Source organism: Jatrophihabitans sp. GAS493, from assembly GCF_900230215.1.
Taxonomy (GTDB): Bacteria; Actinomycetota; Actinomycetes; order Mycobacteriales; family Jatrophihabitantaceae; genus MT45.
This window is the reverse complement of sequence record NZ_LT907982.1, coordinates 2,854,047-2,875,263: the sequence shown is the minus strand read 5'-3', so window position 1 is coordinate 2,875,263 and position 21,217 is coordinate 2,854,047. Positions and strand designations below refer to the sequence as shown.

General features: G+C 67.6%; 13 protein-coding genes. 10 read left to right on the top strand and 3 right to left on the bottom strand.

The window, feature by feature from the left end:
- Nucleotides 1–11: 11 nt before the first annotated feature.
- From CPH63_RS13460 to CPH63_RS13445, 4 genes are all read left to right on the top strand, one after another.
- Nucleotides 12–2,174: a 3-hydroxyacyl-CoA dehydrogenase NAD-binding domain-containing protein gene (locus tag CPH63_RS13460; protein ID WP_096303411.1), complete on the top strand. Its 2,163-nt coding sequence runs from the start codon at nt 12–14 to the stop codon at nt 2,172–2,174.
- A gap of 5 nt (nt 2,175–2,179) precedes the next feature.
- The gene (locus tag CPH63_RS13455; protein WP_096305149.1) at nt 2,180–3,322 is read left to right on the top strand and encodes an acyl-CoA dehydrogenase family protein; all 1,143 of its coding nucleotides are present in this window, start codon (nt 2,180–2,182) and stop codon (nt 3,320–3,322) included.
- Between the two features lie 59 nt (nt 3,323–3,381).
- A complete protein-coding gene (locus tag CPH63_RS13450) occupies nt 3,382–4,530 on the top strand; it encodes a CaiB/BaiF CoA-transferase family protein (protein ID WP_096303410.1) in 1,149 nt (382 codons plus the stop codon).
- A gap of 132 nt (nt 4,531–4,662) precedes the next feature.
- Nucleotides 4,663–6,870, top strand: coding sequence for an acyltransferase family protein (locus CPH63_RS13445; protein WP_096303409.1), 2,208 nt, complete (start codon nt 4,663–4,665; stop codon nt 6,868–6,870).
- Between the two features lie 32 nt (nt 6,871–6,902).
- Here CPH63_RS13445 and CPH63_RS13440 read toward each other — a convergent pair whose 3' ends face one another.
- From CPH63_RS13440 to CPH63_RS13430, 3 genes are read right to left on the bottom strand one after another with little or no spacing between them, the layout of a single operon-like run.
- Complete coding sequence (locus tag CPH63_RS13440; protein ID WP_197704350.1) at nt 6,903–8,111, bottom strand: CapA family protein; 1,209 nt, start codon at nt 8,109–8,111, stop codon at nt 6,903–6,905.
- An 8-nt stretch (nt 8,112–8,119) separates the two neighbouring features.
- Nucleotides 8,120–9,241 carry a D-alanine--D-alanine ligase family protein gene (locus CPH63_RS13435; protein ID WP_096303408.1) on the bottom strand — a complete coding sequence of 374 codons (1,122 nt, stop codon included), beginning with the start codon at nt 9,239–9,241 and terminating at the stop codon, nt 8,120–8,122.
- A 53-nt stretch (nt 9,242–9,294) separates the two neighbouring features.
- Nucleotides 9,295–10,299 (bottom strand): NAD(P)H-dependent glycerol-3-phosphate dehydrogenase, encoded by a 1,005-nt coding sequence (locus tag CPH63_RS13430; RefSeq protein WP_096303407.1) that lies wholly within the window; start codon nt 10,297–10,299, stop codon nt 9,295–9,297.
- Between the two features lie 154 nt (nt 10,300–10,453).
- Between CPH63_RS13430 and CPH63_RS13425 the strand changes: the two genes are divergently transcribed.
- The 6 genes from CPH63_RS13425 (at nt 10,454) to CPH63_RS13400 (ending at nt 21,217) form a co-directional block, all read left to right on the top strand.
- Entirely contained in the window at nt 10,454–13,786 is a 3,333-nt protein-coding gene (locus tag CPH63_RS13425; protein ID WP_096303406.1) for a DUF2126 domain-containing protein, read from the top strand.
- Nucleotides 13,783–16,374 (top strand): circularly permuted type 2 ATP-grasp protein, encoded by a 2,592-nt coding sequence (locus CPH63_RS13420; protein WP_157749527.1) that lies wholly within the window; start codon nt 13,783–13,785, stop codon nt 16,372–16,374. The genes CPH63_RS13425 and CPH63_RS13420 overlap by 4 nt, the downstream gene beginning before the upstream one ends.
- A gap of 25 nt (nt 16,375–16,399) precedes the next feature.
- Complete coding sequence (locus CPH63_RS13415; RefSeq protein WP_096303404.1) at nt 16,400–17,266, top strand: transglutaminase family protein; 867 nt, start codon at nt 16,400–16,402, stop codon at nt 17,264–17,266.
- Between the two features lie 91 nt (nt 17,267–17,357).
- Nucleotides 17,358–18,428 carry a putative zinc-binding metallopeptidase gene (locus CPH63_RS13410; RefSeq protein ID WP_096303403.1) on the top strand — a complete coding sequence of 357 codons (1,071 nt, stop codon included), beginning with the start codon at nt 17,358–17,360 and terminating at the stop codon, nt 18,426–18,428.
- Nucleotides 18,425–19,048 carry a 2-phospho-L-lactate guanylyltransferase gene (gene cofC, locus CPH63_RS13405; RefSeq protein ID WP_096303402.1) on the top strand — a complete coding sequence of 208 codons (624 nt, stop codon included), beginning with the start codon at nt 18,425–18,427 and terminating at the stop codon, nt 19,046–19,048. Before CPH63_RS13410 ends, cofC begins: the two co-directional genes overlap by 4 nt.
- 3 nt (nt 19,049–19,051) lie before the next feature.
- Nucleotides 19,052–21,217 carry an RNA degradosome polyphosphate kinase gene (locus CPH63_RS13400; protein ID WP_096303401.1) on the top strand — a complete coding sequence of 722 codons (2,166 nt, stop codon included), beginning with the start codon at nt 19,052–19,054 and terminating at the stop codon, nt 21,215–21,217.

Here is a 21,217-nt window from a genome sequence, read left to right as displayed (position 1 = left end):
GCTTGAAAACAATGACGAACATGATCCACTGGAACGCCGATGCCGAAGGCATCGTCACGCTGACGTTGGACGACCCGAACCAGCGCGCCAACACCATGAACGACCTGTACAACTCCTCGATGCGGGAGACGATCGATCGTCTCGAGGCCGAGAAGGAGAACATCACCGGTGTCATCGTCACCTCGGCGAAGGACACCTTCTTCGCCGGCGGCGACCTGAACCTGCTCATCCAGGTCAACGACGACAACGTCGAGGAGTTCTTCAACGGCCTGCAGGAGACGAAGCAGCAGCTGCGCCGCCTGGAGACCCTCGGACGTCCGGTGGTCGCCGCGCTCAACGGCACGGCGCTGGGCGGTGGTCTGGAGATCGCGCTGGCGACCCACCACCGCATCGCCCTGGAGAACCCGAAGGCCCAGTTCGGCCTGCCCGAGGTCACCCTCGGCCTGCTCCCGGGCGCCGGCGGCGTCACCCGGGTCACCCGGATGCTCGGCATCCAGGATGCGCTCATCAAGGTCCTCGGCCAGGGTCAGCGGCTCAAGGTCGCCCAGGCGGTCGAGCTCGGCCTCATCGACGAGACCGCAGCCACCCCGGAGGAGCTGCTGTCCAAGGCTCGTGCCTGGATCAAGGCCAACCCGGAGGCGGTTCAGCGCTGGGACGTCAAGGGTTACAAGATCCCCGGCGGCACCCCGAGCAACCCGAAGCTGGCCGCCTTCCTGCCGGTCTTCCCGGCGAACCTGCGCAAGCAGATCAAGGGCGCGCCGATGCCGGCTCCGCACCACATCCTGGCGGCGGCCGTTGAGGGCACACAGGTCGACTTCGACACCGCACTGCGGATCGAGAGCCGTTACCTCACCGATCTTGCTCGCGGCCAGGTGGCCAAGAACATGATCCAGGCCTTCTGGTTCGACCTGAACTCCATCAACGCCGGTGGCAGTCGTCCGGCCAACCAGCCCAAGCGCGACGCCACCAAGGTGGCCGTCCTCGGCGCCGGCATGATGGGCGCCGGCGTGGCCTACGTCAGCGCCCGCAACGGCATCGAGGTCGTGCTGCGTGACGTCACCATCGAGGCGGCCGAGCGGGGCAAGGACTACTCCCGCAAGCTGCTCGACAAGGCGGTCAGCCGGGGCAAGCTCACCGAGGCCAAGCGCGACGAGGTGCTGGCCCGGATCACCCCGACCGCCGATGTGGCCGACCTGGCCGGCTGCGACTTCGTCGTCGAGGCCGTCTTCGAGAACGTCGAGCTGAAGCACAAGGTCTTCGGTGAGATCGAACCGGTCGTCGCCGCCGACGCGCTGCTCGGATCGAACACCTCGACCCTGCCGATCACCAGCCTGGCCGAGGGCGTTCAGCGCAAGGAAGACTTCGTCGGAGTGCACTTCTTCTCCCCCGTGGACAAGATGCCGCTGGTCGAGCTCATCCGTGGCGAGAAGACCTCGGACGAGGCACTGGCCCGCGCGCTGGACTACGTGGCCCAGATCAAGAAGACCCCGATCGTCGTCAACGACAGCCGTGGCTTCTTCACCAGCCGCGTCATCGGCACCTTCTGCAACGAGGCGCTGAACATGGTGGCCGAGGGCATCCACCCGCAGACCATCGAGCAGGCCGGAACGCAGGCCGGTTACCCGGTCGGACCGCTGCAGCTCATCGACGAGCTCAACATGGAGCTGATGGTCAAGATCCGCAACGAAACCCGGGCCGCCCTGCTGGCCGACGGGGTCGACCTGCCGATCCAGCACGGCGAGCCGATCATCGACAAGATGATCAGCCTGTCGCGGGCCGGCCGGCTACGCGGCGCGGGCTTCTTCGAGTACGACGAAGCCGGCAAGCGCACCGGGCTCTGGAAGGGCCTCGCCGACGAGTTCCCGGTCCAGGGTGACCCGGCCGACGTCGACCTGCACGAGCTGGAGGAGCGTTTCCTCTTCGTCGAGGCGATCGACTCCGCCCGCTGCCTGGAGGAGGGCGTCCTCACCTCGGTCGCCGACGCCAACATCGGCTCGATCATGGGCATCGGCTTCCCGCCGTGGACCGGTGGCGTACTGCAGTACATCAACGGCTACCCAGGGGGTCTGTCGGCCTTTGTCGCGCGGGCCGACGAGTTGACCGAGCGCTACGGCGACCGCTTCGCACCGGGCCCGCTGCTGCGCAAGAAGGCGGACAACGGCGAGACCTTCTGATGCCACTGTCGAGGACCATCTTCTCGGAGGAGCATGAGGCGTTTCGGGACAGCTGCCGGGCCTTCGTGGCCAAGCACGTCACCCCGAACAACAAGCGCTGGGCCGAGGCCGGTCAGGTCGACCGTGAGTTGTGGTTGGAGGCCGGGCAGCAGGGGCTGCTCGGCACCGCCATCGACGAGGAGTACGGCGGTGGCGGAGTCAAGGACTTCCGCTTCAACGTGATCCTCGACGAGGAGCTGGCGGCGGCTCACGCCGCCGGCCCCGGCTTCCCCGTCCACAACGACCTGATCGTTCCGTACCTGGAGCGGCTGGCCACACCGGAGCAGAAGAAGCGCTGGTTCCCCGGCATGTGCAGCGGCGAGCTCATCGCCGCGATCGCGATGACCGAGCCCGGCACCGGTAGCGACCTGCAGTCGATCCGCACCACCGCGGTTCGCGACGGTGATCACTACGTCCTCAACGGCCAGAAGACCTTTATCAGCAACGGCATCATGGCCGACATCGTGATCGTCGCGGCGAAGACGGGCAATGCCGAGGGTGGCGAGGGTCTTTCGCTGATCGTCGTCGAGCGGGACACTCCCGGCTTCGAACGAGGCCGCAACCTCGACAAGATCGGGTTGAAGGCTCAGGACACGGCTGAGCTGTACTTCACCGACGCCCGGGTACCGGCCGAGAATCTTCTCGGTGAGGAGGGGAAGGGTTTCATCTACCTGATCCAGAACCTGGTTCGGGAGCGGATGACCATCGCTGTGGTGGCCGTGACCGCGGCCGAGACGGCGCTGGACCTGACGATGAAGTACTGCAAGGAGCGCACCGCCTTCGGAAAGCCGATCGGCTCGTTCCAGCACAACCGGTTCCTGCTGGCCGAGCTGGCGACGGAGGTGCAGATAGCCCGCACCTTCGTGGATCGCTGCATCATGGATCACGTCGAGGAGACCCTCGACATCCCGACCGCGGCGATGGCCAAGTGGTGGACCACCGAACTGCAGAACAAGGTCGTCGACCGTTGCCTGCAGTTGCACGGCGGCTACGGCTTCATGTCGGAGTACCCGATCAGCCAAGCGTTCCTGGACAGTCGGGTGCAGACGATCTACGGCGGAACCACGGAAATCATGAAAGAGATCATCGGCCGCAGTCTCGGCTTCTGATCACTGGGCAACCGGTGGATCGGAGCGGGACGACCGCATCATGACGGACAGGTAGGGCAATGGGGCCTCTCGACGGTGTACGGGTTATCGAACTTCCGGCGATCGGACCGGTCCCCTTTCTCGGCATGATGCTGGCCGATCTCGGCGCGGAGGTGATTCGCATCGACAAGCTGAGCACCGACGACGACCCGATGAGCCTGCTGCCCGTCGGCCCACATGGGCCGATGGGCCGCGGCCGTCGCTCCGTCGGCCTCGACCTGCGCAAGCCGGGAGCCAGCGAAGTGCTGCTGCGCCTCGTCGAGAGCGCGGATGCCCTCATCGAAGGGTTCCGTCCGGGCGTCACGGAGCGCCTCGGCGTCGGACCGGCGCAGGCATTGGCCCGCAATCCCAAGCTCGTCTACGGCCGGATGACCGGCTGGGGGCAGGACGGCCCGCTAGCACCCCGGGCCGGGCACGACATCAACTATCTCGCCGTCTCCGGGTTGCTGCACGGCATCGGCGCAGCGGATGCTCCACCGGTTCCGCCGGCCAACTACCTGGCCGACTTCGGCGGCGGCGCGATGTCGCTGGCCGTCGGCCTACTGGCCGGCGTGCTGCACGCGCGCAGCACCGGCACCGGTCAGGTGATCGACGCGGCGATGACCGACGGCGCGGCCTATCTCGGCACGATGACCCGAGTCTTCATGTCCGGCGACATGTGGAGCGACCAGCGCGGCGCCAACCTCTTCGACGGCGGATCGCCGAACTACCGCTGCTACGAGTGTGCCGATGGCAAGTACGTCGCGGTGGGAGCGATCGAGCCGCAGTTCTGGATGGCGCTGCTGGCCACCCTTGGCCTCGACGCGGCAACGGTGGGCTCTCCGTGGGACGGGCGCGACTGGGAACGGCTTACCAAGACGCTGGCCGAGACTTTCGCTACCCGGACCCGCGACGAGTGGGACACGATCTTCGCCGAAATCGATGGCTGCGTGGCGCCGGTGCTTACCCTGGCCGAGGCGCCGGACTACCCGCACAATGCGGCTCGAAACACCTTCACCACGGTTGGGACGGCCTCGGTTGCCGCGCCCGCGCCGCGCTTCTCCGTCACCCCGGCTACGGCCGCTGAACTCGGCGGCGCACTAGGCGCCGAGACGATCACGGTGTTGGAGGACCTGGGGTTCAGCCAGGCCGAGATCAACGAACTGCGCGCTGCATCCGCGATCAATTAGGCAGCGCCGGTCCTACGACGGTCGCATGTGTTCGCGTATTTCGCGCTGAACCCGGGAATTCTCGAATTAACCAATCTCCGGTAGCATCCCCATCCTTGTGACGACTTGTCACGACTTGCGCTGGGGGGCTGCATGTCACTCGCTTCTGGTTCAGATCCTGGGCGCCCTTCGGCTGATAGCAGCAAACCCGACTCGGCCGCCCCCTCTCGCTTTCGTTCTGATATCGAGGGGTTGCGCGCCGTGGCCGTCGGCCTCGTCATTGCCAACCACGCTTTCCATTGGCCCACCGGCGGCTATATCGGCGTGGATGTCTTCTACGTCATATCCGGGTATTTAATTACCAGAATCTTGACCAGAGAGATTCGCGAAACCGGCACGCTATCGCTGAGCGCTTTCTACCTGCGCCGCGTGTACCGAATTCTGCCGGCGGCGATAGTCGTCGTTGTCGTCACCGTCGCCGCTTCATACCTCGTCTTCTACGACGGCCGGGCCGATGCCATCGCAGCGGACGGCGTCGCGTGTCTGCTATTCGTGGCCAACTGGCATTTCGCCCGGCTGGGCACCGATTACCTACACGCCGGAAGTGCGGTCTCCCCGCTCCAGCACTACTGGTCGCTCTCGGTCGAGGAGCAGTTCTACGCCGGCTGGCCACTCGTTCTCCTGCTCATCGCGTGGCTGCTCCACCGTGGTCGCGCTCCCCAGCGTCCGGTCGCGGCCACGGTGCTCAGAATTGCCGTCGTGATCGCCGTCGCCTCACTCGCCTGGGCCTGCCTGTTCACGCTGAAGCGACCGTCGATGGCCTACTTCGACACATTCTCCCGGGTATTCGAACTGCTCGCCGGAGCGATAGCGGGGCTCGTCGAACAGCGGTGGCGTGAGCGAGGGCGTTCCCTGTCGCCGCCGATCGCGCTGAGCATCGCGACTACCGGGTTGCTCGTACTCGCAGTGTCGTCGCTGCTGCTGACGAACGGCTCGCCGTTTCCGGCGCCCGGTGCGCTGATCCCCGTGCTCAGCAGTGTGATGATCATTTTCGGAGGCGCTCAATTCGCCGGCGGCCCAGCCTGGCGCCTGCTCACGCTGGCGCCGCTTCGCTACCTCGGCAAGATCTCGTATTCGCTGTACTTGTGGCACTTTCCGGCGATAATCCTGCTGCTTGCGGCACTGCAGACCTGGCCGTCGACGCTCGTGACGATCATCGCGCTCCTGGTCACGTTCGCACTCTCCGTACTCTCCTACCGCCATATCGAGACCGTCGGCATCCGTCGGCGGCGCGAACGGGAGCAGGTGGGGCGACGGCGCAGAATCAGCCCGCGCGCCCGCACTCTGCCCTTGATCGCCTGCCTCGCGTTCAGTAGCGCGATCGTGCTGTTCGCGTTCGCCCAGATGGACGCACCACTGGGCGACATCAGCGGATCCGCCATAAGACAGAGTGCCTCGACGCACCGGGCCAGCCCGGCAACCACGATGGCTAGCGACGCTGAAGTATCCGCTGCACTGAGGCGCAGTCTCGCCCTCACTGCCTGGCCCACGACCACGCCGTCCTTGGACGTACTCGACACCTCGCTCGACGCCGCACCGGCGATGGACCTCTCCACCGGGTGCCGCAACAACGTGGGCGTCGCCCATCCCCACATCTGCTCCTACGGCGCATCCGACTCTGCGCGCACGGCGGTCGTGATCGGGGATTCGATCGCGGCGAGTTGGATGCCGACGGTCTCCGGGGCGCTGGTTCCGCGAGGCTGGCGAGTGCTCGGCCTGATGTTTGCCAGTTGCTCTCCGATCGAGGCGGACGCGCCGCCCCCAGTACCGCAAGCGGACTTCATTTCGCTGTGTCGGGCCAGCCGGAAGGTCATGACCGACTGGGCGGCCTCACTACATCCTGACCTCGTGATCGTCTCCAGTGCACAGGGGCCGATCGCCCGCCTGTCGTCAGGGGCAACTGGGCCGGCGGCGCAGCAGGAGTGGACAGCCGGAGCAGTGAAGACCATTCAACAGCTGCGCAGCGGCGGCGTGGAGAACGTACTAGTCCTCTCCAACGCCGTCTCGGGCAAGGACCCAGCCGAGTGTGCAACCAGGCTGTCGGGGCCGAAGGTGTGTGAGACCAACCTCGACTCCGACTACAAGGCGAAGATGAAGGGCGAGGCCGAAGCGGCCCGGAGGCAGCACGCGCAGTTGCTGGATACTCGCAACTGGTTCTGTGTCGGCGATCGCTGCCCGATCGAAGCCGACGGCGTCCTGATCCGAGTGGATAAGGCTCATCTCACCGCCGCGTGGGCCGCTCGCTTGGCTGGAGCCATGCGAGCGGATCTTCAAGCGACGTACCCCGACTTGCATATCTGATCCGGTCGGGCCGCCAACCGCCGCCGGCCTCGCTAGTCGACCTGCAGGCCGGCGCCCCGGGCACCCATCGCGTTCACGTAGCCGGTGACGCGGGTCAGCGCGCCCTGCAGGTCGGCCCGCTGCGTCGGCGTCATGGCCGGGTCGGCCAACCCCTGCGCCACGTCGATCAGCCGGAACGCCGGCGAGAACTGCATCCAGGTCACGTCGGCCTGCACCCGCGTCGTCTTCCAGACATGCGGGGCCGTCTCGGTGAAGGTGAATACCGGCATCACCCCTTCCCGGCTGGCCGCCACCGGATCGGCGTGCCGTGAGATCTGGTTTCCCATGCTGTAAACGACCCACTTGCCGTTGATCTGCTGGAAAGGTTCGACGACGTGCGGGTGGTCACCCAGAATCACGTCGATGTCCGGTGAGGCGAGCAGTTGTGCGGCCTGCGCCTGCTGCTGTGCGGTCGCGCTGTGGCTGTACTCGACGCCCCAATGCATGCTCAGCACCACGATGTCAGCGCCGGCCAGCTTCGCCCGCTGCGCCGCCTTGAGAATTGTCGGTATGTCGGTCTCATTGGCCAACCAGGGTTCGCTTGGCGGAAGTTGTTGGCCGTTGAATCCGAAGGCGTAGGCCAACTGGGCGATCTTCACGCCGTTGGCCGTCGTGATGATCATCGGCTTCGCCGCCTCAGCCGCACTCCGCGCGCTGCCGGTGTGCCGTAGGCCCGCCGCGTCCAATTCGTCGAGGGTACGGGTGACGCCGGCGCTGCCCTGGTCGATGCTGTGGTTGGAGGCGGTCGTGCAGCTGCGGTAGCCGACGCCCTTCAAGGCGGTCAGCACCTGCGGCGGGGAGCTGAAGTTCGGCCAGCCGGTAAACGGTCCGCTCGCCGGGGCGAGCGGAGACTCCAGCTCGCAGGTCGCCAGATCGACGCCCTTGGTGACCGCGGCGATCCCGGCGTACATCGGCCCGAAGTCGTAGCCGCGTGGCTCTCCGGCGGCGGTCGAGTCGGCCGCCGCCTGCTCCCAGAGCTGCGGGTGGATCAGCACATCCCCGGAGCCGAGCACGCGCACGCTCCGCAGCTTGGCGGCCGTCGGGGTGCTGGTCGCAACGACGCCGGCGGACGGAGTAACTGCCGCCGCCCGTGACGATTCAGGCGGCGGAGGAGCCGGCTGCCGGTCACCGCTGGTGCACCCGGCGACGAGCAGCCCCACCCCGAGGAGGGCAACCGGCCGACGGTACCGAGATCGACTCACCGGAACGCTCAGCCGCGACGCAGCGCCGAGCTGATGAGCATGTCCACCAACTGCGGGTAGGGCACGCCGGTGGCCTCCCACATCCGCGGAAACATCGAGATCGGGGTGAAGCCCGGCATCGTGTTCACCTCGTTCACGACTGGACCGTCCGGGCCGACGAAGAAGTCGACGCGGGCCAGCCCGGCGCAGTCCAGAGCGGTGAATGCGCGGCAGGCGGCGTCACGCACCGCGTCGCTGAGCTCCGGGGAGAGGTCGGCCGGAACGTCGAACTCGCAGGCATCGTCGAGGTATTTGGCGTCGAAGTCGTACCAGTCGTGCCCACGCACCAGCCGGATCTCAGCCGGAACGCTGGCCCGCGGGTGCCCGTCCAGGCCCTCCAGGACGCCGCACTCGATCTCGCGACCAACGTGAGCGGCCTCGATGAGCACCTTGGTGTCATGGGCGAAGGCCAGTACTACCGCGTCGAGAAGGTCGTCCCAGTTCGTCACCTTGGTGATTCCGACACTCGATCCGGCGCGCGCCGGCTTCACGAAGACCGGCAGGCCGAGGGCGCGGATCTCTTCGGTGTTCAGGTCGGAGCTGCCGGCCGAGACATCGCCATCCAAGTCTGAGCCGGCGTGCAGCTTCAGGTCGCGGCCGCGCAGGACCACGTATCGCCCCACCTCGAGCCCCTCGGCGGCCAGCAGTTTCTTGGTGAACTCCTTGTCCATACCGGCGGCACTCGCGAAGACCCCGGAGCCGACGTAGGGGATCCCGGCCATCTCGAAGAGACCCTGGATCGTCCCGTCCTCGCCGAAGCGTCCGTGCAGAACGGGAAAGGCCACGTCCACCGAGTCGAGGATTCTCATCGCCTGGCCCGGCTCGGTGACCATCAGGCCGGGGACCGTCGGATCTCCGGCCAGCGTGACCGCCGCCCCCGAACCGACCTGGGGCAGCGTGCGCCCACTGATCTGGTGGGTCGCCGGATCACCCGCGGCGAGCACCCATCGCCCGTCCGGATCGATTCCGATGCCGATCACGTCGTAGCGCGTCGGATCCAGTGCGGCCAGCACGCTACCGGCCGAGACCACCGAGATGCCGTGTTCGGTGCTGCGCCCGCCGTAGATCACCGCGACCCGAATTTTTCCCATGGGCGCGAGCGTACCGACCGGCACGCGGTCAGCTGCCAACCGCCGGTCGTCGATTACGTCAGCTCGTTCTTCATGGTGCGGGCCATCATCGCCTGCATCAATCCGGCCGGGCTCAGGCCGCCGTAACAGACGGCCTCGACGGCCCGGGTGATCGGCACATCGACTCCGTGCCGATCAGCCAGGGCGAGGATCGATCGGCAGGACTTCACCCCTTCGGCGACCTGGCCGTGCGTCGCCTGCTGGGCCTGTTCCAGGCTCTCCCCGCGCCCGAGCCGCTCACCGAAGGTGCGGTTGCGCGACAGCGGTGAGGAGCAGGTGGCGACCAGGTCACCCATTCCGGCCAGCCCGGAGAAGGTGAGCGGATCGGCCCCGAGCGCCGTCCCCAGCCGGGAGGTCTCGGCCAGCCCGCGGGTCATCAGCGAGCCCTGCGTGTTGTCACCGAACCCCATTCCCTGCGCCATCCCGCAGGCCAGGGCGATGACGTTCTTCACTGCGCCGCCCAGTTCGCAGCCGATCACGTCGACATTGGTATACGGGCGGAAGTAGCGGTTCGCGCTGGCGTGCTGAACGGCGACCGCACGCTCCAGATCGGTGCAGGCGATCACCGTGGCCGCCGGCTGCTCGCGGGCGATCTCCGGAGCCAGATTCGGCCCGGAGACGACTGCGATGCGACTCGGATCGGCGTCGGTCACCTGAGCGATCACCTCACTCATCCGGTTGGACGTGCCGAGCTCGACGCCCTTCATCAGGCTGACCAGCGTCGCGTTCGGCTCGATCCACTCCGCCCAGTAGGCGAGGTTGGCCCGCAGGCTCTGCGACGGGATTGCAATGGCCACGATCTCGGCGCCGCTGAGAGCCTTGCGATAGTCGTCGCAGGCCCGCAGCTGTTCGGGAAGCGGCACACCGGCCAGGTAACGCGGATTCTCGTGGCTGGCGTTGATCTGCTCTGCCAGCTGCGGATCTCGGGCCCACAGGGTCACGTCACACCCGGCGTCGACCAGCACCTTCGCGTAGGCCGTCCCCCAGGAACCGGCGCCCAGCACGGTCGCATTGACCATCAGAAACCCCCTCCGCCCGGCAGTCGAGAAGCGGGTCGGGCGGTGGCTGGAATGGGTCGGCAGGTGACCCGCGTCGTGTGATGCACGTCATTTAGTCTGCCTGACGCATGGAAGGTGGTTATCGGCGGTAACAAATAGTTCGTAGACTGCGGCGATGGCCGTACATGTCGCCGTGAAACATCGGACTACGTATCAGTTTGATCGGCCTGTTCATTTGGGGCCGCATGTCATCAGGCTGCGCCCGGCGCCGCACAGTCGGACCCGGATCGAGAACTACTCGCTCACCGTCTCCCCCACACCGCACTTCCTCAACTGGCAGCAGGACCCGTTCGGAAACCACCTGGCCCGGGTCGTCTTCCCCGAGCGGGTCACCGAACTCGACGTCACCGTCGAACTCATCGCCGACATGACGGTGATCAACCCGTTCGACTTCTTCGTCGAGGAGTACGCCGAGAAGTTCCCGTTCAGCTATGAACCTTCGCTGGCCGCCGATCTCGAGGCGTATCGCCGCCCGGTGGTCGAGCCTGGCCACGACGGGAACGAGGTCGGCCCGCTGCTGCGCAAGTGGCTCGACGAGGCTCCGCCGATCGACGCCGACGGGGTCGGCATTGTGCAGTTTCTCGCCGCGCTGAATGCCCGGGTCGCCGGGTCGATCGCCTACACGGTACGAATGGAGCACGGCGTCCAGACGCCGGACCAGACCTTGGATCTCGGGATCGGCTCCTGCCGCGACAGCGCCTGGATGCTGGTCTCGGCGCTTCGTGAGGTGGGCCTCGCCGCCCGCTTCGTATCCGGCTACCTCGTCCAGCTCGCCCCGGACGTGCCCGACTCCCCGGACGGCGTCGCGCCGCTCACCGAAGACTTCACCGATCTGCACGCCTGGGCCGAGGTCTACCTCCCGGGCGCGGGGTGGGTCGGGATGGACGCGACCTCCGGCCTCTTCGCCGGTGAGGGGCACATCCCGCTCTCGGCCACCCCGTCACCGGCCCAATCGGCACCGATAACCGGCACCGTCGACCCGTGCATCACCACCATGGAGTTCGTCAACGAGGTACGGCGTATCCGTGAGGATCCCCGGGTCACCAAGCCCTACACCGACCGGCAGTGGGACGACATCATGGCGGTCGGTCATGCGGTGGACGCTCAGCTGACCGCCGACGACGTACGCCTCACCATCGGTGGCGAGCCGACCTTCGTCTCGGTACGAGACATGGAGTCCGAGCAGTGGAGCATCGCCGCCGACGGGCCGGAGAAGCGGACGCTGGCCACCGAACTCGCGGCCAAGATGAAGCAGCACTACGCCCCCGCCGGGGTGCTGCACCACGGCCAGGGCAAGTGGTATCCGGGCGAGCCGCTGCCGCGCTGGCAGATCGCGATCACCTGGCGGCTGGACGACGTCGCGCTGTGGCGCGACGCCGACCTGCTGGACGACCCGTGGGGCAAAGCCGTTATCGACGAGGAGCGGGCGAATGGGATAGCGCACCGTTTCGCGCTGCTCTGCGCCCGTGGCGTCGGTATCGATGACGACTTCGTGCTGCCGGCCTACGAGGACCGCCTGCAGATGCTGGCCGACGAGGCCAAGCTGCCGGCCGACGAAGCACCCGAGTTCGATCTCGACCCGGAACTCAGCGACGCGCGCGATGCTCGCCGGGCCGTCGTCGCCGAGCTCGACCGGGAGGTTGTGAACCCGACCGGCTACGTCCTCCCGCTGCATCGCAGCGAGACCGGTGATGCCTGGGCCACCGCCCGCTGGCGGACCCGACGCGGGCATCTGGTGCTCATCCCCGGTACATCGGCCGTCGGCCTGCGCCTTCCGCTGAACTCGATCAGCTGGGAGGGCCCGCCACCGCGGCCGGTGGATGTCCCGTTCTCGGCCAGCGGGGACCTCCCCTCACCGGAGGCCGACCTGCCGCCGGCCAGCGTCACCCCGATCGCCGACGCCCCGACGACCGCCCTGGCCGTCGAGGTCCGCGACGGCCACCTCTTCGTCTTCCTCCCCCCGCTGGACGACTTCGACAGCGCGGTCGAGCTGCTGAGGGTGCTCGAGGACGCGGCGATGGTCGTCGGAGTGCCGATCGTCATCGAGGGCTACGGCCTTCCCGGTGACCCCCGTACCCGCACGCTGACGGTCACCCCGGATCCCGGGGTGATCGAGGTGAACGTCCAGCCGGCGGCATCCTGGGACGAGCTGGTGGAGATCAACCACTCGCTGCACACAGCCGCCCACGAGATCGGCCTGGGCACCGAGAAATTCGCCCTCGACGGCACCTACACGGGTACCGGCGGCGGCAGTCACATCACGCTCGGCGGCCCCACGCCGGCCGACAGCCCGATCCTGCGCCGGCCGGATCTACTGATCAGCATGCTGACCTTCTGGCAGCACCATCCGTCCCTTTCCTACCTCTTCTCCGGTCGGTTCATCGGCCCGACCAGCCAGGCGCCGCGCGTGGATGAGGCCCGGCATGACTACCTCTACGAGCTGGAGATCGCCTTCGCCGAACTGGACCGCCTCGGTGCGGACGCCCGTCCGTGGGCAGTCGACCGGTCGCTGCGCCACCTGCTCACCGACCTGACCGGCAACACCCACCGGGCCGAGTTCTGCATCGACAAGTTATTCAGCCCCGACTCCTCCCGGGGGCGCCTCGGGTTGCTGGAGCTTCGCGGGTTCGAGATGCCTCCACACGAGCAGATGTCCCTGGTGCAGGCGCTGCTGGTGCGAGCCCTTGTGGCCCGCTTCTGGCGCGAGCCGTACCGCGGTGACCTGGTCCGCTGGGGAACCCAGTTGCACGACCGGTTTCTGCTCCCCGCCTTCGTCGCAGCCGACATCGCCGAGGTCGTGGCGGACCTGAACAGCCACGGTATCGAGTTCGACCTCAACTGGATGACGCCCTTCGTCGAGTTCCGCTTCCCGCAGCTCGGCGCCGCCCAGCTCGGCCCCGTTCACCTGGAGCTGCGTTCGGCCATCGAGCCCTGGCACGTACTCGGTGAGGAGGCCACCGGCAGCGGCACCGCTCGTTACGTCGACTCCTCGGTCGAGCGGGTCCAGGTCGAGGTCACCGGTGCCACTCCCGGGCGCTACTCGGTCACCTGCAACGGGGCACCGCTGCCGCTGGCCCCGCTGGCCCCGACATCGGCCTCCGGTGGTACCGGCGCGCTGGTCGCGGGCGTCCGGTTCAAGGCCTGGGCTCCGCCGTCTGGACTGCACCCGACGATCGGCGTCCATTCGCCGCTGATCTTCGAGGTGATCGATCTGTGGACCGGCGATGTGGTCGGCAGCTGCACCTTCCACGTCGTGCACCCCGGCGGGCGCTCCTACGACCGTTTCCCGGTGAACGCGAACGAGGCCGAGGCCCGTCGCTCGTCGCGTTTCGTGCTCGGTGGGAGTATCGGCGACGAGCGCGACGCGATCGCCGCTAGCGCGGCAAAGGTCCACCCCGGTGAGATGCTGTACACCATGGATCTGCGCCGAGTACTTGGAGCAGGGTGAGTGCACCGGCAGTCGAACCGGGGTCCTCTCCGGCACTGTCCGGACTGACGCTGCCCGGTTCGACTGGGTCGGTGGTCGACGACTACCCGCTGCCGGACGCCCGCTGGGACGAGATGCTCGCCCCGAACCGCTCGGTGCGCCCGCCATGGCGCGAGGTCGGCGCACTCCTGGACGTGCTCGGCCCGGTGGGACTGCGGGAACGCAGTGACACCGTCCGTCGCCTGCTGGAAGACGACGGCGTCACCTACCGCGCGCACGGAGCGCCGATCGATCAGGCGTGGTCCCTGGACCCGGTCCCGATGGTCGTCGATGAGGCGCAGTGGGCCGCGCTCGAGCCGGGCCTGGTCCAGCGAGCCGAGCTCCTCGATGTGGTGCTCTCGGACCTGTACGGCGCTCGTCAACTGATCTCCCGTGGCCTGGTACCGCCGGAGTTGGTACTCGGCCACAGCGGGTTCCTGCGTGAGGTGGATCAGATCCGGCTGCGGGGAACGCATCAACTCTTCCTGGCCGCCACCGACCTGGCCCGCGACGCCGACGGCACCTGGCGGGTGCTGGCCGATCGAACCCAGGCACCATCCGGCGCCGGCTACGCGATGGAGAACCGCCGGGCCATCTCGCGGGCGATGACCGGGCTGCACCGGGCCAGCAACATCCATCGAATCGGCCCGTTCTTCCAGGCGATGCGTCAGTCCCTGCAGCGGCTCTCGCCCACCCAGCACGAGGCGCCACGGGTCGTGCTGCTGACGCCGGGGGCCGGCAGCGAGACCGGTTTCGATCAGGCCTACCTCTCGTCACTGCTCGGCTTCCCGCTCGTGGAAGGATCAGACCTCGTCTTCCGCGACGGACGCGTGTGGCAGCGATCGGTCACCGGACGGTCGGAACCGATCGATGTGATCCTGCGCCGGGTCGACAGCTGGTTCTGCGATCCACTGGAGCTTCGCCCGGACTCCCAGCTCGGCGTCCCCGGGCTGGTCGAGGCCAGCCGCCTCGGCGCGGTGTCGGTGGCCAACCCCCTCGGCGCCGGCGTGCTGGAGAACCCGGGGCTGTACAGCTTCCTGCCCGCGATCTGCGAGGCGCTGCTCGGCGAACCACTGCGGCTGCAGTCGGCCCGCACCTGGTGGTGCGGTGACCCGGTGGCCCGGGCGCACGCACTGAGCCAGATGGAGTCGCTGGTCTTCAAACCGATCGCCCGGCTGGTCGGCCGCAGCAGCAAGTTGGGCTGGCTGTTGTCGGCCGACCAACGGGCCGAGCTGGCCGCGCGGATCGAGTCCGAACCACACAGCTGGGTGGCCCAGGAGGCGCTGAGTCTCAGTTCCGCCCCGACCGTCACGCGGGCCGGACTCGAGCCGCGACCGGTCCTGCTGCGCACCTTCGCCGTCAGTGACGGGCCGACGTTCCGGGTGATGCCGGGCGGCCTGGTGCGCGTCGCGAACTCCGCCGACGCCGACATCGTCTCCAACCTCGACGGGGCGACCAGCAAGGACCTCTGGGTCCTCTCGCCCGGCGCTCAGCTGGCCGACCTCGCGGTCGTTCCGGATCCGCTCACCCCGGATGCAGTCAGCAACGCCGTCTCACCGCGAGTTGCCGCCGATCTCTTCTGGCTCGGGCGCTACGCGGAACGGGCTGAGGAGGTGGCCCGCCTGTTGCGGGTCACCGACGACCGCTGGCGGGATGTGCATGCGGCGGCCGATCCGGCGCTGACCCGATGTCTACGCGTGCTGCTGGAGTCGGTGACTTCGGTGACCGCCACCTACCCGGGATTCATCGGTGACGGCGCAGCCGCCCGGCTGACCAAGCCGCGCGATGAGCTCCTCTCGCTGCTCGGCGACGAGTTGCGACCCGGCACCATCGCCCACGACGTGCGGCGCCTGCGCGAGCTGGCCAATGCGGTGCGCGACCAGCTCTCCAGTGACACCTGGCTGGTGCTTGGCGGTCTGGACCGCACCCTCGCCCCGTTCCAGGCCGCCACGCGTGGCTGGGCGGCGGCCAACGACATCACCCCGGCGCTGGCCTCAGTGCTCTCCTCACTACTGGCCTTCTCCGGTGTCGTCGCCGAGAACATGGTCCGCGATGACGGTTGGGCCTACCTGGACCTGGGACGTCGTCTGGAGCGGGCGATCGGGATCTCGGAGTTGCTCAGCGCGAACCTCAGCCAGGCCCACGACGTCGAAGCCGAGGCGCTGATCATGGAGTCGACCCTGATCGCGGCCGACAGCCTCATCACCCACCGTCGCCGCTTCACCGCCGGTGCCGGAGCGGAGACCGTGCTCAGCCTGCTGCTCATCGACCGGGAGAATCCCCGCTCGGTGGCCTATCAACTCGACCACATCAGCAACGACATCAGCCGCCTCGGCCCGTCGGGCGAGTCACTGAAGCGTCAGGTGCTGGACATTGCCGCCCGGCTGCACGAGAGCGACCCCGCGGCGCTGGCTGTGGCCTCGCACGGGCGGCGCGAGGCCCTGGCCGGCGTGCTCGACCCGCTGCGTCAGGCGCTGGGCGAACTCAATACGACGATCGCGAGCAGTCACTTCGTGCCACCGGCGGCACTGGTCCCGCTCAACCCATTCGTGATGCTGGGGTCAGCATGAGCGACGCGCGGATGGGGGCGACGAAGTGAGGTACAGCCTGACGCACACCACGACCTACACCTACGACGACGAGGTGACGGCCAGCTACGGGCGCGCCCATCTGCTCCCCCACGATCTCACCGGGCAGGCCGTTCTCTCGGCCGACCTGGTCGTCTCGCCCGAGCCGGCCGAGACCCGCGAACATGTCGACTTCTTCGGCAATCGCTCGTCCTATTTCGTCGTCCGCGAAGCCCACACCATCCTGAACGTGACGTCGCGGTGTGTGCTGGAGATCAGCCGCCCGGCGGTAGACGTCACGACGCTGAACGGCGTCAGCTGGGAGCAGGCCCGGGACGGGTTGGCCGGCAACGATCCAGCCCGCCAGTACCTGCTCCCCTCCCGTCAGATCGCGACCGCAGGCGACGTCAGCCAATACGCCGGGGCGATCTTCACGCCGGGGCGGCCGTTCGGCGAGGCCATCGCCGACCTCACCTCGCGGATCTACCACGACTTCAAGTACAAGAGCGGCTCGACCACGGTGCGCAGCACGCTCACCGAGGTGCTGGCCAATCGTTCGGGTGTCTGCCAGGACTTCGCCCATCTGGCCGTCGGCTGCCTGCGTTCGGTGGGGTTGGCCGCGCGCTACGTGAGTGGCTACCTGGAGACCGTGCCACCACCGGGGAAGCAGAAGCTGCAGGGGGCCGACGCATCGCACGCCTGGGCATCGGTCCTGCTCCCGGGCAGTGGCTGGGTGGACATCGACCCGACGAACAACCAGTTTGTGGACCACCGCTACCTGATCCTCGCGCACGGCCGCGACTACAGCGATGTACCACCGCTGAAGGGGGTCATCATGACCGATGCCAAGAACTCGTCGATGCGGGTTAGCGTTGATGTCACCCCACTGGGCTGACATGGCCGCTGACTGGCAGCTGACCGGACGCTGACCGGACGCTGATCGACGGCCGGCCGGCCAGTCGAACGACAACGAGAGAGATCCCCCTGTGCGCGCATTCTCCTGCGACCACTGCCGTTCCCTGATCGTCTTCGAGAACAGCCTCTGTGTCACCTGCGGGTCGGCGCTGGGCTTCGATCGCGAGCAGAGCGAACTCGTGGTCGAGACCTCGACCCCGCAGGGGCTTCGTTACACCCGCGGCGACGGGACGGTGCTACTTCCCTGTGCGAACCTCGACCTGGCCAGCTGCAACTGGCTGGCTGTCGACGGGGCGCCCGACGGGCTCTGCTCCGGCTGCCTGCTGACCCGCACCCGACCGGCCAATGACGATCCAGCCGGGCTGCTCACCTTCGCCGCGGCCGAGACGGCCAAGAGGAGGTTGGTCTATCAACTCGACGTCCTCGGCCTGCCCACCACACCACGCTCGGTGGACCCGGCGCATGGGTTGGCCTTCGATCTGCTCTCCAGCGCCCAGGGATCAGTGATCACCGGCCACGACAGCGGCCTGATAACGATCGACCTGGCCGAGGGGAACGATTCGCACCGGGCGGCGATGCGCCTTAGCCTCGCCGAGCCGTATCGCACCCTGCTGGGGCATCTGCGCCACGAGGTCGGGCACTGGTACTGGGACGTCCTCATCGACGGCAGCAACTGGCTGAACGGTTTCCGCGAGTTCTTCGGCGACGAGCGGCTGGACTACTCCGCCGCTCTCGGGCAGCACTACGACGGGCGCCCGAACGACACCGGCTGGGCCAACCGATACGTCAGCAAGTACGCCTCGTCGCATCCTTGGGAGGACTGGGCCGAGACGTTCGCCCATTACCTGCACATCCGCGACACCATCGAGACGATGGCCAGCTATCGGGTCCGCGTCGACGGGCCACCGCTGGATCTAGCCACCTCTTACAACACACCGGTGGCCGCCGATCCGGAGCGGCGCGGCGTCTCCTTCGACAACCTCATCAGCAGTTGGTTGCCCATGACCTTCGCTCTGAACGCCATCAACCGCAGCATGGGCGAGTCCGATCTCTACCCGTTCGTGCTCGCCCCTCAGGTCCTCACCAAGCTGCGCTTCGTGCACGATCGGATCACCGCGCTAGCCGGGACTCCGCAATCGTGAACTGGACCGTTGTCGTCGCGCTCAGGTCCATTCAGGAGGCCAAGTCGAGACTGCGTCCGGCGAGCGCCACCTCGCAGGCCCATCTGCAATTGGTATCGGCCATCCGCAGTGACACGCTGCAGGCGATCCGCGGTGCGACCGGCGTCAGCGGGATCTTCGTGGTCAGTGATGCGCCAGGCGATGGCGTCGACCTCGTCCAGCAGGAGCCCGGCCTCAACGCCGCCTTCAGCGAGGCCGTCGCGGCGGTGCGGCAGCGGGCGCCCGCGGAGCCCGTCGCCGTGATGGTGGCCGACCTCGCCGCACTGCGTCCGACCGATCTGCACGATGCCCTGCGCTTGGCCGCCACCACTCCCCGCGGCTTCGTCGCCGACCTCGACGGCCGCGGGACGACATTGGTCAGTGTGCTGGCGGGCGAAGTGTTCAGCCCGTCGTTCGGTCCCGGTTCGGCGTCGCGGCACGCCGAGACGATGACCAGACTCAGCGCTGATGATCGGCTGCGCTGCGACGTCGACACCCCCGACGACCTGCGGTTGGCGGCCGAGCTGGGGCTGGGGGAGCGAACCCGCACACTTCTGGCGGCGCGGGGAATACCCTCGTTAACCTCCACGCGGCATGATTGACCGATGAGCTCCCCTGAGGCACAGAGCAAACTCTCGACCGACCTGAGCACCATCGACCCCCAAGACCTCGTTCCGGACAGCGATTTCGAGCCGTTCGAGGACACCGCGGGCGATCTCGACCTGCCGGCCGACCGCTTCAGCAATCGGGAGCTCTCCTGGCTGGCGTTCAACGCCCGAGTGCTCGCCCTGGCCGAGGATCACCGCCAGCGACTGCTGGAGCGGATGAAGTTCCTGGCCATCTTCGCCAGCAACCTGGACGAGTTCTACATGGTGCGTATCGCCGGTCTCAAACGTCGCGCGGCGATGGGGCTGCAGGTCACCTCGGCCGACGGCCTCTCCCCCCGCGAGACGCTGGAGCGGCTGGCGGAGAGCACCCGCGATCTGGCCCACCGGCATGCCAGTTGCTTCCGCGACGACATCCAGCCGGCCCTGGCCGAAGAGGGCATCCGGGTCGTCAGCTGGGAGTCGCTGGACGCGGCCCAGCGCGCACGGATGAGCGACTACTTCCGCTCGACCGTCTTCCCGGTCCTCACGCCGCTGGCCGTCGACCCGGCGCACCCGTTCCCCTATATCTCCAGCCTGTCGCTCAATCTCGCGGTGCTGGTGCGTGATCCCGACGGCAGCATCGACCGGTTCGCCCGGGTAAAGGTGCCGAACAACGTGCCGCGTTACGTGGTCGTCTCGCACTCGGCGACCGAGGCGGAGTTCCTGCCGCTCGAAGACCTCATCGCCACCCACCTGCCGATGCTCTTCCCGGGCATGGAGGTGGTCGAGCACCACCTCTTCCGGGTCACCCGCAACGCCGAGGTCGAGGTCGAGGAGGACCGCGACGAAGACCTGCTGCAGGCGCTGGAGCGCGAGCTGATGCGCCGGCGCTTCGGGCCGGCGGTACGGCTGGAGGTGGCCGAGGACATCGATGAGGACGTGCTCTCACTGCTCATCAGTGAGATCGACGTGGAGCTGAGCGAGGTCCACAAGGTGCCCGGCCTGCTCGACCTCAGCTCGCTCTGGCAGATCTACGACGTGGACCGGCCGGCGTTGAAGGACAAGCCGTTCGTTCCGGCGACCCACCCCCGCTTCGCCGAAGGTGAGAGTCCGAAGTCGGTCTTCGCGACGCTGCGCGAGGGTGACGTGCTGGTGCACATGCCCTACGAATCCTTCGCCACCAGCGTGCAGCGCTTCATCGAGCAGGCCGCCGCCGATCCGCACGTGCTTGCCATCAAGCAGACCCTGTACCGCACCTCCGGTGACTCACCGATCGTCGACGCGCTCATCGACGCAGCCGAGGCCGGCAAGCAGGTGGTGGCACTGGTCGAGATCAAGGCTCGCTTCGACGAGCAGGCCAACATCAAGTGGGCCCGAGCACTGGAGCGCGCGGGCTGCCACGTCGTCTACGGTCTGGTCGGCCTCAAAACTCATTGCAAGACCGCGCTGGTGGTCCGCCAAGAGGGGAGGGCGTTGCGCCGTTACGCGCACATCGGCACCGGCAACTACAACCCGAAGACGGCCCGGATGTATGAGGATCTGGGCTTCTTCACCGCCGACGAGACGATCTGCGCCGACATCACCGACCTCTTCAACGTGCTCACCGGTTACTCCCGTCAGACGGAGTACCGCTCGTTGCTGGTCGCCCCGCAGGGTCTGCGGTCGGGCATCATCGAACGCATCGAGGCCGAGATCGAGCACCAGCGCGCCGGTCGTGGCGGCCACATCCAGATCAAGACCAACCATCTCGTCGATGAGCAGACCATCGATGCCCTCTACCGCGCCTCGCAGGCCGGGGTGAAGGTCGAGCTGCTGGTTCGCACCTTCTGCACGATCAAGGCGGGGGTGCCCGGGCTGAGCGAGAACATCACCGCGCGGTCGATCCTGGGGCGCTTCCTGGAGCACTCGCGCATCTTCTACTGCGGCGGAGGTGGCGAGCCGCAGTATTGGATCGGTTCGGCTGACCTCATGCATCGCAATCTCGATCGACGGGTGGAGGTTCTCTGCCGGGTCACCGACAAGACGGCCACGACCCATCTGCGCCGCTGCCTGGACGCCGCCTTCGCGCCCGACACCGCGTCCTGGGAACTGCAGCCCGACGGCCGTTGGGTGCGGGCCGGCGGGTCGAGGCAACTGGACTATCAACAGGGGTTGATGCGCGAGCTGGGTAGCCGAGGCGAGTAG